The organism is Stygiolobus caldivivus, assembly GCF_019704315.1.
Taxonomy (GTDB): Archaea; Thermoproteota; Thermoprotei_A; order Sulfolobales; family Sulfolobaceae; genus Stygiolobus; species Stygiolobus caldivivus.
In genome coordinates, this window is sequence record NZ_AP024597.1 from 2,722,244 (window position 1) to 2,739,572 (window position 17,329).

The 17,329-nt window shown below is 37.3% G+C and carries 16 protein-coding genes; 6 read left to right on the plus strand and 10 right to left on the minus strand.

Features of this window, described 5'->3' with window-relative positions:
* The first annotated feature begins 3 nt into the window (after positions 1 to 3).
* Positions 4 to 1,683: a DNA polymerase domain-containing protein gene (locus KN1_RS13650; protein WP_225905711.1), complete on the plus strand. Its 1,680-nt coding sequence runs from the start codon at positions 4 to 6 to the stop codon at positions 1,681 to 1,683.
* A 396-nt stretch (positions 1,684 to 2,079) separates the two neighbouring features.
* Here the strand turns inward: KN1_RS13650 and KN1_RS13655 are convergent, their stop codons facing one another.
* Entirely contained in the window at positions 2,080 to 2,388 is a 309-nt protein-coding gene (locus tag KN1_RS13655) for a winged helix-turn-helix domain-containing protein (RefSeq protein ID WP_221288231.1), read from the minus strand.
* 559 nt (positions 2,389 to 2,947) lie between these two features.
* On the opposite strand from KN1_RS13655, the gene KN1_RS13660 reads away from it, so the two are divergent.
* The 3 genes from KN1_RS13660 (at position 2,948) to KN1_RS13670 (ending at position 5,760) form a co-directional block, all read left to right on the plus strand.
* A complete protein-coding gene (locus tag KN1_RS13660) occupies positions 2,948 to 3,232 on the plus strand; it encodes a DUF4898 domain-containing protein (RefSeq protein WP_221288233.1) in 285 nt (94 codons plus the stop codon).
* Between the two features lie 54 nt (positions 3,233 to 3,286).
* Positions 3,287 to 4,444 carry an acyl-CoA dehydrogenase family protein gene (locus KN1_RS13665; RefSeq protein ID WP_221288235.1) on the plus strand — a complete coding sequence of 386 codons (1,158 nt, stop codon included), beginning with the start codon at positions 3,287 to 3,289 and terminating at the stop codon, positions 4,442 to 4,444.
* 350 nt (positions 4,445 to 4,794) lie between these two features.
* Positions 4,795 to 5,760, plus strand: a complete 966-nt coding sequence (locus KN1_RS13670; RefSeq protein ID WP_221288237.1) for an IS1 family transposase — start codon at positions 4,795 to 4,797, stop codon at positions 5,758 to 5,760.
* Between the two features lie 12 nt (positions 5,761 to 5,772).
* On the opposite strand, the gene KN1_RS13675 is transcribed toward KN1_RS13670, so the two are convergent.
* The 3 genes from KN1_RS13675 to KN1_RS13685 all read right to left on the minus strand — a co-directional run bounded on the left by KN1_RS13675 (position 5,773) and on the right by KN1_RS13685 (position 8,654).
* On the minus strand, positions 5,773 to 6,468 hold the full coding sequence (locus KN1_RS13675) for a glycosyltransferase family protein (protein WP_221288239.1): 696 nt from the start codon (positions 6,466 to 6,468) through the stop codon (positions 5,773 to 5,775).
* A gap of 161 nt (positions 6,469 to 6,629) precedes the next feature.
* Complete coding sequence (locus KN1_RS13680; RefSeq protein WP_221288241.1) at positions 6,630 to 7,484, minus strand: hypothetical protein; 855 nt, start codon at positions 7,482 to 7,484, stop codon at positions 6,630 to 6,632.
* 45 nt (positions 7,485 to 7,529) lie between these two features.
* The gene (locus KN1_RS13685; protein WP_221288243.1) at positions 7,530 to 8,654 is read right to left on the minus strand and encodes a hypothetical protein; all 1,125 of its coding nucleotides are present in this window, start codon (positions 8,652 to 8,654) and stop codon (positions 7,530 to 7,532) included.
* Positions 8,655 to 8,751: 97 nt separating this feature from the next.
* On the opposite strand from KN1_RS13685, the gene KN1_RS13690 reads away from it, so the two are divergent.
* On the plus strand, positions 8,752 to 9,555 hold the full coding sequence (locus KN1_RS13690) for a M56 family metallopeptidase (RefSeq protein ID WP_221288244.1): 804 nt from the start codon (positions 8,752 to 8,754) through the stop codon (positions 9,553 to 9,555).
* Positions 9,556 to 9,787: 232 nt separating this feature from the next.
* On the opposite strand, the gene KN1_RS13695 is transcribed toward KN1_RS13690, so the two are convergent.
* The 6 genes from KN1_RS13695 to KN1_RS13720 all read right to left on the minus strand — a co-directional run bounded on the left by KN1_RS13695 (position 9,788) and on the right by KN1_RS13720 (position 15,030).
* Positions 9,788 to 10,030, minus strand: coding sequence for a DUF504 domain-containing protein (locus tag KN1_RS13695; RefSeq protein WP_221288246.1), 243 nt, complete (start codon positions 10,028 to 10,030; stop codon positions 9,788 to 9,790).
* Positions 10,027 to 11,295, minus strand: coding sequence for a DNA double-strand break repair nuclease NurA (locus KN1_RS13700; RefSeq protein ID WP_221288248.1), 1,269 nt, complete (start codon positions 11,293 to 11,295; stop codon positions 10,027 to 10,029). The genes KN1_RS13695 and KN1_RS13700 overlap by 4 nt, the downstream gene beginning before the upstream one ends.
* A 336-nt stretch (positions 11,296 to 11,631) precedes the next feature.
* Positions 11,632 to 12,525 (minus strand): tRNA guanosine transglycosylase family protein, encoded by an 894-nt coding sequence (locus KN1_RS13705; protein WP_221288250.1) that lies wholly within the window; start codon positions 12,523 to 12,525, stop codon positions 11,632 to 11,634.
* A gap of 189 nt (positions 12,526 to 12,714) precedes the next feature.
* Positions 12,715 to 13,449, minus strand: a complete 735-nt coding sequence (locus KN1_RS13710) for a hypothetical protein (RefSeq protein WP_221288252.1) — start codon at positions 13,447 to 13,449, stop codon at positions 12,715 to 12,717.
* 575 nt (positions 13,450 to 14,024) lie between these two features.
* A complete protein-coding gene (locus KN1_RS13715) occupies positions 14,025 to 14,576 on the minus strand; it encodes a DUF5591 domain-containing protein (protein WP_221288254.1) in 552 nt (183 codons plus the stop codon).
* 40 nt (positions 14,577 to 14,616) lie between these two features.
* Positions 14,617 to 15,030 carry a hypothetical protein gene (locus KN1_RS13720; protein ID WP_221288256.1) on the minus strand — a complete coding sequence of 138 codons (414 nt, stop codon included), beginning with the start codon at positions 15,028 to 15,030 and terminating at the stop codon, positions 14,617 to 14,619.
* 617 nt (positions 15,031 to 15,647) lie between these two features.
* On the opposite strand from KN1_RS13720, the gene KN1_RS13725 reads away from it, so the two are divergent.
* A complete protein-coding gene (locus KN1_RS13725; protein WP_221288257.1) occupies positions 15,648 to 17,300 on the plus strand; it encodes an oxidoreductase in 1,653 nt (550 codons plus the stop codon).
* Positions 17,301 to 17,329 lie beyond the last annotated feature (29 nt).

Below are 17,329 nucleotides of genomic sequence, written 5' to 3' on the forward strand. Positions count from 1 at the left end.
AAAGTGAGGTTGACATTTGAGAAAGGGGTTACTACTGAGGTCAAGACTACCTTCCCCGTCTACCTTATAACAGACACCCCGTACTCGTTGCTGGAGCACCCTGCTGTGGAAAAGGTAGAAGAGGAGGAATGGTATTTTCCTCCTGACTATAAGAACAAGGGCAAAGTATACCGTGTAGAGCTCAATGACTTGTCCTATTATGAAGACGTGGTAAAAAGGGCTGAGAGGAAACTGAGGGCCTTAAGGGTGAACACATACCCCTCAATACTGACACAGACACTGCTGAGACTGAAGGCCTACCCTATGCACCTGATCTCCGTAGACAACGGTAAGGTTGCTCTAGCTGAGCAAGAGGGTTCCCTATCAATGCCTGAGTTAAAAATAGCTACTGTGGAAACGTATAGTTGGTACGGCCTAAGTGAAAAAGGGGAAAAGTACAAGCTGTATATTAACGGAGAGGAAGTAGACTCTGGGTACGTCAAAGAGTTCGAGTTTGATGAATTCGTAGACATCGCTGAGTGTATGGGTGACACGTGTAACGGGTTTAAGAAGGTTACGGTCAAGGTCGACTTGTCTAGGGCGTTCCTGAGGGCTAGGGGGTTGATGGAGTGGAGCAAGCTTTCAAAGACACTCCTCAGAGAAATAAGGTATGGCAAAATAGGTAAAGTCGTCACTACAAATGTAGCTATAAAAGCCCTTAAGAGGAAGTACTTGGTGCCCCATATCAAAGTTAACGTAGAAAAGCCTAAGACTTTAGACCAACTGGCTAAGGCTGATAAGGGGGGCCTGATCCTGATACCTAAGCCAGGCTGTTATAATAACGTCTACCAGATGGACTTTTCTTCCTTCTACCCTTCAATAATAATAAAGTATAATATCTCCCCTGAGACTATTGACGAGTGCGACGACATAAAGACCGAAATAGGCCACTCTATTTGTCTTAAAAGGAAGGGGGTAGTACCTGAAGCACTAGAGGAGATAGTGAAAAGGAAGGAGATGTTAAAGGATGTAGATGAGGAGAGGGCTGAAGCTGTAAAATGGGTGCTCGTCGCTTCCTTCGGTTACTTAGGCTATAGGCACTCCAGGTTTGGGAGGATAGAGGCTTATGAGCTGGTCACCTATTTTTCGAGGAGGAACATGAGAGAGGCTATGAAAATAGTGCAAGAGAGCGGGGGAAAGGTACTCCACGCTATCGTAGACTCTGTATTTTATCAGGGTAACGTTGATGTTTCCCGTAAGGTTGAGGAGAGTTTAGGCTTTAAGGTAAAGGCAGAGAAGTACAGTTGGGTCCTGCTTACGCAGAGCAGGGGGTATGGGGTCCCTACGAGGTATGTGGCCCGTTACCCTGATTCTAAGGTGAAGGTAAAGGGGTTGATAAGGGAGAACTTGCCTAACGTAGTAAAGAAGTTCCTGCGAAACGCTGTAGATATATTGTCTGAAGCAGAGACTTGCGAGGAGGCTAGAGAAAAGGTCGTGGAAATTGAACTGATGAAAGAGGGAGTAATGAGGGAAATAGAGCCTAAGGACTTAGTGGTCAGGATTAAGGATAAAGCCCTCCTGAGAGGAGGGAACGGTTTTTATGACGCTGATCTGGGTTATAGTGGTTCTGATCTAGAGTACTATAGAGAGTATCTTAATAGGTGGGAAGAAATTTTACTAACCCCGTTGTTAATAGGTGGTTGATGATGACCTTGACCGATTTTCGAATGATGAGATCAGGCCAGCATTCTGAACTTTTAACAAAATATATAAAGAATTTAATGCTAATTTTTAGTTGTAGTTTTTAAAATTAAAGCTTTATATTTTGATCAAATTCTAAGAGTGGCAATATTTTATGAGCTAACTCAGCGTAAAAATAAGGTTGAGGGAACAAGTGTTTAGGGGAAAGGTCTTAAAATTTAAAAAGATAATAATCATCCAAAAGAAGAGAGAGGAAAAATTGTTAGAAATGAAAAACCTTGTTCATATAAATATTTATTATTGTGATAAAATTGGAAGAATAAAAAAAGTGTTTTATGTAATATAATTCTGATTTAATTTCAAATATTGTCTCAATGAAGTACTAAAAAAGCCGTGATTTTACTGTTTAGATTTAACTTCTATTTTCTTAAATTTATCTACTAAATTCTTTAGTTCATTTTTCTTTGCTTTTATTTGTTGAAGTACCTCTAATGCTTCTTTGCCTTTTTGGGTTAAATAATATACGTTATCTTTTCTTGCTATATATCCCTTAGTTTCTAGTTCTGGTAGGTACTTTTTAGCTACTTCATACGTTATACCAGCTGAATACATTAGCCTTGTTTTATTTATTCCGTCTTCTTTGCACGCAGATAGTATGTCGGCGATTATATCATACTTATCTCTCTTTCTCTTGTTAAACTCTAGCATATAATAGTAAAATAGTGTTTCTATTTAAAAAGTTTTACCAGATTTGTGTCGTTGAAACAATATTCTGATTGCCTTATTTTAGCATCAATATGAGCGATGAAGGTATATGATTCCGGGGCTATTGAACTTAATAATTTATGAGTCTACTAAATTATGTAACATAAAATTCTTTTTATTAAAAATAACAGTATTAGTATACTAATTCATGATTAATAAACTTTTCTTTTAGATCTGTTCTAAATTAAAACGGATAATTGGTAATAACCTTACTATTACTAAACGGTGGCTTATTAAATATGATACTCGAAATCAGATTAAAAACAGATTTATGTAATAGTAAAAACGCTGTTAAAGCTGTATTTTATGGAGTTATCGTAGGTAACTTATACGTTAGATATATTCTCATTTATATCTATATAAACTTAGTGATCCGATAATCTCGTTAAACTATCTTATATTAGACTTTTGTTTTTACGTCCAATTAATCTACTTTTCCTCTCTTCTAATAGCGGAACTCGTTTAACTAAAGTTTATTAAACTATTCCAACAATTAAGGTGTATGGAGTCATTTAGTCGAGAAGATAAAATGCTATTCAAAGTATTAGGCGTTAATCCTAACAAGGTATCATATAAACGGATTTCAGCTAAACTAATAACTGATTTCGAAAAGTTCTTTTCCATGATTATTCCTAAGGATGTCGAGGAAATTATCCTTTTACTGTCACCCCAAATAAACGGGGAAGAAATAGTAAAATCTTTAAATAAAAAATACCCTCAAGCTTCGATTTTTGCAATACTTATTGACTCTCTAAAAGACGACGAAATTTTGTTAATAACTCGTTAGTGTTAATTGACTATATTACGTTAAAATAAAAAGGAAAGAGAACAATATTATATTATGGACTTTGAATTTTCGGAGGAAGAAAAACTACTAAAAGAAGATATACATGAGTTCTTAGCCAAAAAATTGAGACCTATAATGAAAAATATTGACCAAGAAGAAAAAATACCTAGAGACTTTGTTAGAGAAGCTGGCAAGATGGGGATATGGGGGACAATATTTTCAAAGGACGTGGGAGGACTTCAACTCCCTATGACCTCTGCTGTGGTCATAGCGGAAGAATTAGGTTGGGCAGATTTTTCCCTGGCTACCGGCGTAATGTACGTCTTAGAGGAAGGGTGGGGATACGTATTAGACAAATTAGGAAATAACGACCTAAGGCAAGAAGTCCTGCCCAAAGTTATTGAGGGAGAACACTTCCTCGGTGTAGCGTCCACTGAGCCAACTGGTGGCAGTGATGTGGCTTCAATAAGGACACAAGCAATAAGAGAGGGCGACCACTACGTTATAAGTGGACAAAAGGTCTATATAAGTGGAGCATTAGAAGCTAAGGAGTGGGGAGGGGGACATTTAGTCTTAACAAAGACTAATCCTAAAGAGAAGCATAAGGGAATTTCCATAATTTATGTCCCTGCAACACTAGATAATGTCAGGGTTTCCAAGATAAATAACATGGGAAGGATGGGTATTTCTACGGCGATCGTTAGTTATGACAACGTAGAAGTACCTTTACGTAACCTAGTAGGAGAAGAAAATAGGGGGTTTTACCACGCCATGGAAGGGTTTAATCACGCAAGGGTTCTAGTAGCCGGGATCTGTCTCGGTGCAGCTAGAGCGATTTTAGACCAAGGAATAGAATACATAAAGAATAGAGAAGCGTTCGGACAAAAACTGAAAGACTTCCAAGCTATAGCGTTTGAGGCATCTGAGCTCTATACCCGCTTAGAAATGGCGAGGCTTTTGACATACAAGGCGGCATGGGCGATAGATAAGGGGCTAAGAGACGCCCACATAATTGTGGCTATGGCGAAGTTAACTTCTCCTCAAACGGCTCTAGATATTGCTAAATCCGTAATGATGTGGATGGGTGGTTACGGTTATAGTAAGGACGCTATGATAGAGGCTGGTTTTAGGGGTATTGTCAGTTATTTAGTTGGGGCTGAAGGGGCTATGAATATCATGAAACTTATAATCTCAAGGGGCATTTTGGGGTAAAATGTGTAAAATCATTACAGTACTTAAAGTTTTCTGTTTTTTAGAATGAATTTTCTATTATCTTTTTCTAGATCCCCTGTTATAGAGTAATAAACTGCTCTTAGTAATAACTTTAAAGTAACTGCTAAGTTGCTCTGTTCGTAAAGTGCTAAAATAAATACAGGCAATGATTTTAAAAAATAGAAATCTAGGGAGTGTTCTCAAACAGTCACCAAATTCGATAAGGATTTGTAAAAATAATAGAGTATTTATAAAAACTATCCTTTCTATTACTACTTGCTGGAAAGAGCTAGAAGTAATGAGAGCAAACATTACTGTAGAAACACTTATGTGCAAGGGTCACGAGATTTATGGGGATCCACAACATGAACCTCGTAACCCTTGCACAATTAATACTCTTAGTTTTAAGGAATTTAAATTTTAAGCCGAGAAAACACGAGCTGGAAGACCTTGCATACGCAATAGCAGCATACTTACTAGGAGTACAAGTCACCAAGTTAGGGACACCACCATCAACACTATACTACTACACTAAAAAACTCGGAGTAAAGAGGAGGAGAGGAGAAAGACCACCGTGCCCCTCGTGCAAATCAAACAGAGTAGTAAAGAACGGCTCATCTAGGGGAAAAACAAAATACAAGTGCAAAACTTGCGGGAAGACGTCCTACCAAGCGACAAACCACAAGATGAGTAAAGAGCAAAAGGAGAGAGTACTGAAAGAATACACGAATAGGATGAGCATGAGGGGGATAGCGAGGGTCGAAGGGAAACCGTTAACTACAATATACAGCTTTATAAGGAGGAAAGGGGTAGAAGCGTATGCTTACCTACTACTCTTGCAAGGACGATTAGAGGGTTTCACGGCAAAAGCTACAGTGCTCGACGAGAGTTGGACTTACGTGTGGGTCAGACATGGGCAAAAGAGGGAAGACTTGTGGATATGGAACGCGTTGGCAGATGGTGTACCCTTCTTTATCACGGGTGATAGGGATTACATGACTTTCAGCTTCCTCCAGGACCCCCTACCCGAGAGTAGGGTGTACTACACTGATGGTTACTCAGTTTACCAAGTACTCGACAAACACGTTGTGGGTAAGGAGTATACTTATACTGTGGAGAGTTATCATTCTTACTGTAGGGCCCACCTGGCTAGGTTGGCAAGGGACACGAGGGCTGTTAATAGGGACGTGGGGATAGTTGAGTATAGCCTTGCCTTGTTGAATGTCATGTACCCGGTAGTTTATTCAAGGGAGAGAACTCCCTTGAACGAGGCTTACTTGAAGGGGATACACTATATTAGAAATAAACTGATATAATATTACAAACACTTATCGAATTTCATGACTGTTTGAGAACACTCCCAGGCCGTGAAAGATAGCAAAGGACTTTATTATAAATAGTATTATTCTACTTAAATTCTTTTTAAATTGTAATGTTCCTCTTCCAATATCATGAGCGAGAATCTGTTTTTTATACGCTAGAATATGATACCCGTTTTTCCTTAGCTTATAGCAATATTCATTATCAATCCTATCTACTAATAGTTTTTCATCATATCTATATCTCCAGCAGATATTTACATTAAGGAGACTTCCGCTATTAATAACAGATTTACATTCATAAAAATCATTGTTAATTAAACTGTTTCTACAGTATCCATATCTTTTATTAATTGATATAATGGCGACGTTATTATCTAAATTCATACTGTATAGTTTTTCTATGAAAATTCTTAGTTCATATATATCTATTATTCTGGAATCTTGATCTAGAATTAATAACCATTTTTCATTTGTAAGCTTAGCCAGAGATAACCCCAAATTGTAGGCAAACCCTAGACCCATATTTTCTTTGGCCTCTAGATACCAATCAGATATTTCTTTCAATTTATTATATGGTGTATGGTCTGGAGTATTGTCAATAATTAAGATCCGCGTATCTTTAACGGTATTCTTTATCTGGAGTAACGTAGAGTATATTAACTCGACGTTATTTAAATAATAAATCGGTACTACTACAAGCATGAGTAATAATATCAGGATTGTAAATGTGATTTATACTTTTTCCAAAGTTTAAACTATTAAATAGATAAAAACTCAGAAAAATAGATTATATTCATAAACACAGTCAAAGTTAAATGCACTTATTTTTGTACCTTTGTTATCTAATCTTTATCAATATTAAGCTAGTTCTTTACCAGCCCCACATCATAACCTAACCTGTTAGCTTCTTGTAAATAATCATTAACGCCCTTTAGGAGCAGACTGAACGACTCCTTATACTTTTCCTCTACCCTCCTCAGTAACGTTTCGTACTTGCTCCCTTTTAAGTCCAGTAATAAGTTATCTACTAACCTAGTTATCTCGTCGACATCCTTTTCAGCTTTTTTCACGTAGTCGAGGCTCCACCTAAGGATCTTTATGTAGTCCGTAATTACGCCTTTCACTACATCTTTCCCTAGACTGGAAGTTGACAAGAGAGAATAATAAACTGTTTCCATTAATTTTTGAAATCCCCTGACTTCCGCGGTCATAGACAATAGTCTTAGTCCTAACCTATAGGCTTTAATCTCTTCTGCCGTGTGCAAGTCTTCTATTTTAATAACTCTTTCCTTAACTTTATCTAAGTTATTTATGCTTTCTGCTATAGAAATAGTCTCGTCTATTATGTTCCTTACGATCTTGACAGTGTCCTTTAAGGCTAAATAAATAGGGAAAACCTTCCCTATATCATCTACTTTTATGAGGTCCTTTACTGCGTTCATAATCTTTTGAAGTTCTATGTTAGACTCTTCTAGCTCCTCCCTTATCTTTGTCAGTTCTTCTTTAGTATCTTTTGCAATTGTATATAGGTCAAGGATAGTACTCTCACTCCCAGCAAATTCAGGGTTTTCGAAATAGACTGTGATCCCGTATATCTTACCGAGTAATCGGCCCGTGTGTACTATACTCTTAGTATACCTCACATATAACTGTAAAAGCTGATTATTGACCTCAGTTATTAACTTGTTAATAGGGGAATTGGTATCTCCTTCACTCATAATTAAATTTTAAAAACAAGGTATATTAAACTGTTATTGTTATAGTCAGGAAGAGTTGTTTATCTTCTCGGCCAGCGTATTCAATACTTCTTTGTCAGCAGTCACTACATATACTGTATTTCCCCTCTCTGATAACCTTATTATTTCCTCTAATACCTCCTTCTTTGACTCTTCGGTTTGATATTCCTCGGGATATTCAATAATGACGACAGATTTCTTCGCTCTGGAAATAAGTGCTTTAAACACAGCATAAGATAAAGTGGAAGGTTCCTTAACCTCTTCGTTATCTCTCAATACTTTTCCATCCCTTGTTAATTTTAGCCCGTTCCCTAAATCTAAATCCCCAACCTTTTTTAACTTATGTATTGTAACCCTACATTTCTCTGAAAACAATTGGGCCTCTTCTTCACTATTTAGTGCAGAAAAAGACGCGTTGAGTATAAAAGGCCTAGCATATGGCACATATACGATATCACTTACACCTTCTCTGTTTATGAACTCGTCCCTGAGATCATAGAGTATAGGCTCCACTATACTTTCAATAAGTGATTGGGATACTTCAGTGAGTTGCTGGTGGATCCCGATAGCCTTTTGGTTTGTCTCTCGTGCAGTCACTACTAAAACTTTGTTAAGTTCCTCAGCAGTCACTTCTCTGTTAAACCCCTTGTTCTCCAAGGGTAGTTTTAAGTCTACCGTAGTGTGTAGGATCCCTTTATCTACCTCCATTTTAGCGTCAAGGATTAAGCCTTTTACGCCGGTGTATCTGGATAGGTCTATTGAAATAGAATTACCTGAAATCTTGTCTACCTCCAGTCCAACGTATCTCTTTATTAGGTCTAAGACTTCAACATCTAATACTAAGGGGTTCTTCAGCCTTATTTGCCCATCTGAGACTGTGAGTTCTAAGGTAGTGTTCAGTGAGTGTATTACCGAAGGTAATGTATAGGAAGGGTTTGCGTTCTTAAAACTTAGCTCTCTATATATTGACGCGATCTCGAAGATTGTGAAGTATAACTTTCTTATCACATCACCGTAAGTCCTTTCAAGTCTGAAGTTTAGTTCCCAAGCTAATTTCCTCTTAATATAGTCAAGCCCCTCGTCACTAAGTATTTTATACTTATTAAACAGTTCGTTTAAGTCTTTATACCCGTAGAATACTTTGCAAGGCATAATACGTAGTTGTAATCATAATAAATAAAAAAATGTTATGAAGTTTCTAAAACTCTCCGAATAAGAATATAAAACCGATGAAATGAATATACTATCTATGTGGTGGTGGAAATATTACCTTATGTCCTTTCTTGTCGTGCTTATTACTGAAACGGTCATATCTCTAATAGTACCCTCAACAATTATCTATACTTGCGCCGAACTAGTTGTTGCATTTTTTATTTGGTACCTTGTTTCGCCCTACCTTATGAGAACAGCTTTTAAAATTAGAGAGGTAAAAGATGAAAATTTATTAAGGTTAACCAGTTATGCTTCAGCTCTATTGGGTGTGAAGAGGGTAAAGGTGTATGAAATACAAGCGAGTTATTTGAACGCAATAGCCTTCGGAAACGTATTTTCTAATGCGGTGGCTATAACTAGACCTCTAATCGAAGGTCTGAACGATAGGGAGATAATAGCAGTATTGGCACATGAGTTTGCTCATATAAAAAATAAAGATACAGAAGTCCAATGGTTTTACATCTTAGGGATAAACATGGTTTACGTCTTCGTGTCGTTCTATTTCCTCCCACTTGGCTTAGCAGTCTTGGGTTTAGGAATATTGAGTATGTTCTACTTGCACAAGTATTTAGAAAAGAAGGCCGACATTACAGCGGCTAATATGGCACCTTGGATACCTGAGTACTTGTCTTATGCTCTCATAAAAATAGCATATCTATCCCCTTCTCTGCCTACATCCGTCCTAAAGTATTTCCCTGAATTCCAGTTGTTCTTTATAAAGCAGAGCCTAATTAGTACTACGCAAAAGGATAAGTTATTATCCACCCACCCCAGCCTGAGCGAGAGACTAAGGTATTTAGAAGATATTTCTAAAAGATGGCAAAAAAACTATTACATGTGATTATCGGGTCGTTTACAGATCCATGACAATTTCTATTTGTCTTATTAAAATACTTTATGTCAATTATACATTAGGATAAAAATAATACTAAAATGCTAGCAGGAGGGATATGGGGGGAGTGGAATAATTTAAATTAAATAGAATATCTATTAAACATTCAGTTATTTGTACACAAATTATACTAATTCACGAAATATCGTTACAATTTATAACGGAAACGTGAGCACCCTGACTATAAGTCCGGTTTTGGGTACCTGCTCCAGTACAAGTCTTTACCTTTCCTGATCTCCAATACCCTGTGTAATGGGATCACGTCTTCCGAATCCTTGAGGTAGATGTACGTGTTGTCTACTCTCTCTATAACATCAAATGGTATGTTGGAGCTCCCCTTTTCCCTGTCCCTAATTACCAGAGAGAAACTGGACTTATCCTTCTCACTCCACAATACTCTATTTATAGCGTCTTTAATCCTCAAACCAGACCACTGTTAATCTCTTGGCTAATATTTAATGCCTCAAGTTTCGTATCGTGTAGGAATGTTATAAAGTCTTTTAGCACGTTAAACGATAGGTAAAACAACCCCTTGGTCACCTTCTTAGAGTAGTTATCCACGAAGGAAATATAAGTAGGTAACATTTCCTTTGTGATACCGCTAAATACCTCTTGTAGGGAATTATTTAGTACACTTAGGTTTAAGCCCTCTATCCTGAAGAAGGTCTGTATCCCGCCAGGTATTTTAAGAATGGCATAGTACGCGTATCTCTCGGGTATGTCTTCCGCGTTTATGATTACTTGGTCAATGTCGTCTCTTTTTACGTCTATCTCACTGACTATCCTTATAGGCCCTATAAGGCAAAGCCCTATAGTGGAATTACACTGCTTTTCTGAGATGAGTTCAAGTAGTTCTGCGTCTGTCAAGTCCGGGACTCTATTTATCCCGATAAATTTTCCTATTCCGCTTATTTGTCTCAATTTTCTAGAATTTTCTAGCCTTTTTACGACTCCTATTACATCCCTACTTTTAATCATGTCTAACCTTTCCTTAATTAAAGTAGCATAAGCCCACCTGTGTGTTATCCTCCCCCAATGCTTTAATACGTCCCTATCTTTAGGCAGCCCAAACTGGAACGAGCTGGAAAGCTCAATAGGTGTAGGGAAAAGCGGTCCGTCCAAGATTAGGAGTTTTTCCTTGGTCGCTTGCCTTATCAGGTTATTTTCAGCCTCTAGCCTAAGTTCATCGGCAACGTCGTCTAAATGATAAAGGCTCTCTCGCCTTATACCTTCTTTTGTCTCAACTTCGACTTCGTCGACAGCGAACTCATAGCCAACTACGTTAGCGGTAGCTATCCCAACAGTGTTTAGCGCTTTCTGCAATATCCTTAAAAACTCTAGGTAGGAAGCTACCCCTATATACCTTCCACTAACGTCGAACGGGTATATTAATCTGTCTCTATCGGTAGAATATAGTGCTCCCCCCACTACAACTAAATCTAAAAAAGTAGTTCTCAGCATCCTACTCGAACTGTCCACCGATGCCACTGAGGAGCCATCTCCTTTAAGAGAGAAAAGGTCAAGGGTCTCTATTTTATCACTTAGGAGCTGTAAATTCTCTTTATCGTCCCCTAGATCGGTTCTCGGGGTATATGTATGGACGATACTAGTAGCTCTATCTTTCAATTTGCTTATTTCGACGCCTAGTTTTAAAAGATCGTACTGGATATCAGCTTCACTCTTGGACATTAAATAAGAATTGCCTTTTAATTTTAATTAACATTACGTTGTGCAAATTACTCCCCAACTGAGTCTTTCACGCGTCCTTTGAAATCGGAATACTCTCTGTTAAAATTAGTATAATTCTATATAAATACTGCAATATACGAAAGGTTATTTCGGATAAATTAAGATGTTGACTTGTCATATTATACTTTTAAACGGTACTAGTATTGCTTGGTTTAAATGCGATGTGATAACCTCATTCTATTTATATGATTAGAGACCGTAAAGGGCGGTGAAAGACCTTTAACCCATATCCCCAAATATTGGGAGTATTATCCATTTACTAATTTATCTAATTCTTTATCGTGATGATGAAGAAGGTAAAATTAACTCTCCGCATACGTTTAAATCTCTTATCTGTTCAAGTGACATTTTACCTATTTCTTCGCTTTTTATTATTTCTGGTCTCCTCCTTGTATAGTCGGACTTCAGGACTACCCACGCGTTAATTAAAGTCCTATTAATCCAGTTATCTAGGTTTACTTCAAATGGGAAGTTTGTAGTTTCGAGGAATTTAAACAACTCCTCTAATTCGTCACTTTTGGCACTCCTAACGTGCCATTTTATTTTTCTTTTACCCACGTATTTTTCACCTTTTCCCGGTATAAGTACCATCCCCATAGCTCCCTTAACTCTGTAAGTTGACGTATCAACGCTATCCGCGTTATAAAACACTTTTCTCATGAACGGGGACCCTGCGCCCATGACGTGCAAATTTTTAGTCTTATTCCTTAGGTAGTGGTACATGGCTATAATAGTAGTCCTACCTATACCTCGATGGAGTAGAGGGGGTACTACTCCTCCATAGGCTATAACTTTTGGTGGGTGAGAATTATAAAAGTCTAAGGCTTTATCTATGAAGTCCAAAGGGTAAGCGTGGATTACTGGGATTACATCAATTTCAGCCTCATATAGTTTTAGGTAATACTCAAAAGTCTCTTTAGCCGGAGGGGAACAGACGGGTGTCGGGATGTCTAAAGAAATAAAATAATCTCCCCCTACGTTTTTGTAACGCTTTATCACATCATTAACGTCTATTTTGATACCTTTTCTCATTATTTGATACCCGCCGCTATCGACCCAAGTCTCGTTATCCCACGTGCGCTCAATTTCTCTAAGCTGGTTTATCATAATTGGCGTCCCCAGTTTCCATATGGGTATCCTAAGGTCAGGCATCCCGAGTATTACTTTCATTGAGAGAAATAATAGTAATACCAGGTTATAAAGTAATACTAAAGGTAGAAGCGATAACGAGCTAAAAGTATTATAGCCTTAAATAAGTCTGTATTATGTAAGAATATCTATATTTATAGTAATTAGCTCGTGTCTTTAGAGACTTATGGAGTAGTGAAAAGCTACAAAATTAACTTAAAAACATAGGAATTAAGCCAGTTTTAATAGTACTGCATATAGTTTATTCGACCTTACATATTTAGTAGAAAAATCAGTCTTATTATCATACTTTTTTTCATCTTCACATGACTCGGGGATCAGGTTTTTGCCAAGCCTTTCCGTAATACACTCCTTAGCCTCTTTCAACGAGAACCCGTTAAAGGAGAATTTTAGGTCAGCTGATAAAACAGGGGTAATTTTGAGGTTTAATACTATATATGAAAGGTAACCGTTGAAGTAGTTTTCTATTATGTCAAGGTATTTTTCCTTTTCTTTCATGAGCGGGTTATAGACTATTGTTTCTAGACCAAGCTCGAAAGGGGTAAAAGCCTCGAGTTCCCTATCAAATTGGACTTTAATCAAATAATTCTCTAGGTACTGGCTATCGATTTCCTTCGTGAAAGTTAGATTTCTGATCCCCAACCTTTTGCCATTTTGCAGGAAATTGTATTTTAGGTGTACTAGTGATGAGTTATTAGAAGCTATGACTGAAATGGTTGAGCTGAATCCCCTGTGTGAATTTCTAGTGATTCCGACAATCGTATTCTTTAAATAAAAATAACCATCAGTTGAATACGAAGCTTCTACTGAATATGTAGCTTGGAGAAATACAATCTCGTCTCTTATAATACCTAGTTGCTCAAATAAATTTTCTATGTCTGAGTCCCTATTCCCTCTCAGATAATTAGAAAGCCTTCGTAATACTTGATCGTCTTTAAAGTCCACATTCAAATAATTATATCTTTAATTATTTATAAATAATCATACAATAAAATTCTTCTTATTCAATTTAGTACAATATTCTCTGTATATTATTATTATCTAATATTCAATTCTATATATTAAAATGTGTTATAACAATAAATTATTTTAAAAGTTAATTATCAGTAGTACAGAAAAAATTTGACTTTGAAATCTAATTTACTCCGTACGCGTATAAGTATAATAAAAGCCGATAATATGAGTTCTCCAATTCGTCAGAGATATTCAGCTTGAATAAATTTTCCTTAAACAAGAATGTAAACATTATATTCGTTTAGTTAATAAAGGACAATAGTAACCTTAACTTAAAGTATAAGCATTCGCCGTGAATATGACGGGAGACTTACCCTTTAGTATTTGACACTGAGTATAGTAAGCAGTAAGACGGTTCCCCTCTAGGACTTGACTGAGTATAAAAGTTGGGCACGAACCTTCACCTTTTTGGAAGACGTTCATGAACTAGCGTTGAGACGTGTATCCCTAGTAATAACTCTAAGTCCCACGGTTGCAAAACTAGCAGATATTATGTATAATAGCCTTTAAGCTTTAGAGTAATCTTCATATAGTCGTAATGCTTTAATTGAGGCTTCCTTTATGCTCTTAAACGCTAATTTACCATACGGATAAATTTCTACCTTTACCCCCGCCTCGTCTGAAGCTTCCTTTAAAACTCTAAAGTGGTGCCTAGGTAAGACGGCAACCATAAACTCATGAAAATTACTCACTGCCTTAATTGCAATAGCTAAAAGTTCCACAAATTCTTTTCTCTCCTCTGGTGTCATCTTTGAAGGTGGGTAGTCATAGTCACTAAAGGGATAACACTCCTCATACTCACGCGGGACTAAGAGCATTGGTTCGGATACACTATATATCTGTACTTTATCCTTAACTATACTTTCTGCTATCTTATGTGTGGGGGAATTGTGATAAGGTTTCTTCTCTGTACAAGGTAATAGTAACGCTATTTTTTTCTCCGAACTCCATTTCGTAAACAAGTATTTGTGCCACTCAACAACAGACGGGTGCTTGAATGGGTCCTTACCTTCTTCTTTTACGACCCTACCGTTATACCTTATAGGTGGGCATTGCACAGTCTGTTATTAGTATTCTCTATTAAAAAATGAAGGGGCCTTATTTTGAAAACATTTCTATCTCTTCAAACTCCGCACTTTCCAATAAAATCCCTGAGTGGAACTTAGCTAGTATATATCTGAGAAAATCTAGTGAACTATAAGGCAAATCTAATTCTTCCCCGCCTCTAATAAAGGCTCTAATAGTCTTCCTGTTATGGTCTACAAATAGAATAAAATCTTTCCAGTCTAGTTTTTGTACAAGCTCATGAAGTTTCAATTCTCCAACTGTGACTACCCCATAATTTTCAACAAGGTAAGATAAGTTTATCCCTTCGATGTCGTAAACGAGCATAGGTTTAGCAAAAATTATTTCCGACCCTTGTGGTACGTCTTTCTCCTTTTTCACTTCCTTTATTTTTTTACCGTCGTACAAGAACTTCCTATCAGGAGTTATAAATAGTAAAGGGGCCATGGTAAGATAATTCGAAAAAATGAAATTTAAGCATTTCGTCGAAAAATAATGAATATAGATTACCTATATATTCTATTTTACTATATAATATCTATATATACATATATAAATTATATAGCTATTAGTTCACCTTATCTCGTCCTGAGATTGAAAAATTTTGGTAAAGATAACAAAATCATATAATATATTTATAAAAACTTTAGGATAATAATCAATTATTTTATGTAACTTTATAACATTTTTCTCCTAGAAAGATGTAGGATCAGTAAATTTAGCGTATGCGGGTTATTAGGTATACAAAATAACTTTGAATAGAGTTAAGCCGTGTAAGTCTAACTAGATATATGCTTATTTGTATAGCTATCGATCCTAACCGTTAAGCCCATATTGGAGTAACTAGATTAGAACACCTATACCTCTTAGGCTTTAAAGGTAAACATCAGCGAGTATTTGCTCATCTTGTGGGGGGATTATTGCTGATGGTAGGTTCTACCTTAGCCTTTAAATCCTAACTAAGTATCATACTTTAAGAAATTCTCGATTATTACAGTTTACTCGAAAGTTTATTTAATTATGTTGAAGTAGCTTTAATTCCTAATGACTACTTTAGTCTAACTATGAAACTCTTCGAGCCGTTAAAAATCGGCGACATAACGATAAAAAACAGAGTAGTAATGTCCCCAATGATAACTAATCTAGCTACTCCAGAGGGGTACCCCAGCGAAGAGCACATATCATACTTTTTAAGGAGGAAGTCGGTGGGGTTGATGATCACTGAATACACTTACGTAAATAAGGTCGACTCCAGGGGATCTCCTAACCAGCTCGGCTTATACGATGATGCTTTAATCCCTAAATTCGCAAGGCTTACAGAAGCAGTACACAACGTGGGCTCTAAAATATTTGTACAGCTGGTCCATGTAGGGAGGAAGACCAGGAGAAATCTAATATGGGGAAACGATGTAATTGCCCCCTCCAATATTCCGCTCATAGACCCTGTGAAGGAAATGACTGAGAACGATATAAATAGGGTAGTAGACGACTTTGTAAAAGCCTCAGAGAGGGCGGAGAAGAGCGGGTTTGACGGTATAGAATTACATGGGGCACATGGTTATCTAATAGCACAGTTCCTATCTCCAGCTACAAACAAGAGGGTTGACAAGTATAAGGATGGAGTATTATTTCTAGAGGAAATCATAAAGGAGATAAGGACGGTTACCAGTATACCGGTAGGGTTGAGGATCTCTGCCACCGAGTTCGACCCTGGCGGGTTAACGCCAGAAATTGTAGGTAAAATAATCAGTAGAGTAGAAGATAAACTTGACTATGTACACTTATCAGCAGGGAGGGATGGGCCATTAGGTGGCTCATCGAGCTTTTACTATAAGAAACCTAGTTATTTAGAAGAAGCTAAGGTAGTAAAAAATTACGTTAAGCGCATACCGATGTTGCTGGTAGGTTCAGTCACTACTTTAGAAGAAGCTAATAAGGTCCTTGAAATTGCTGATGCAGTAGTCCTCGGGAGGCAAATTTTAGCTGACCCTGATTGGTTAGAGAAGATAAGAAACAAAGAGGAGGGGCCCATAAGACCTTGTATAAGATGTAACCAATCTTGTAGGTTACTATCAACTAGAGAAGTCAGATGTGATGTAAACCCAGAGCTCGGATGGGAAATATTGCCTCCTATGGAAAGAGGAGAAGGAAGTGTAACAGTGGTCGGAGGAGGACTTGCCGGTATGGAGGCTTCCAGAGTTTTAGCTTTAAGAGGATTCGAGGTCGAGCTTTATGAGAAGAGTGATAAGCTAGGGGGAGAGCTAAACGAGTATAGAGATCCGTACAAGAGGAAGGAGTTCAGTAATATCCTTACATATTATGAACAAGAATTAAAGAGGCTCGGTGTAAAGATTAGGCTCTCCGCTAAGACAGAAAAAGCTGACCTGCTAATGATCCCTTCAGAATCACAGCCAAGCTTTGTAGAATATAAAGGCCTAAGAATTCTCGTTAATTCGAACTTATATGCCTACCAAGATTACGTGTTTGAATGGGTGAAGAGCAATGAGGTATACGTAACGGATAATGTATTCAAAGGGCTGGATAGGAATAGGGCATTTTTACTCAAAGAGATATATAAGGGACTTGGGGTAAGGTTTGAAAAGCCTGAAAAGGTAGACGTTACCATTAATGATGTAAGAAAGGAGCAACCATCTATAGGTAAGGCTATTGCTAAGGGTTATTGGGCTGGTAGGATGTATAAAAATAGGTATTCCTGAAACTTGTCTAGCTTTAATTTACCAAAATA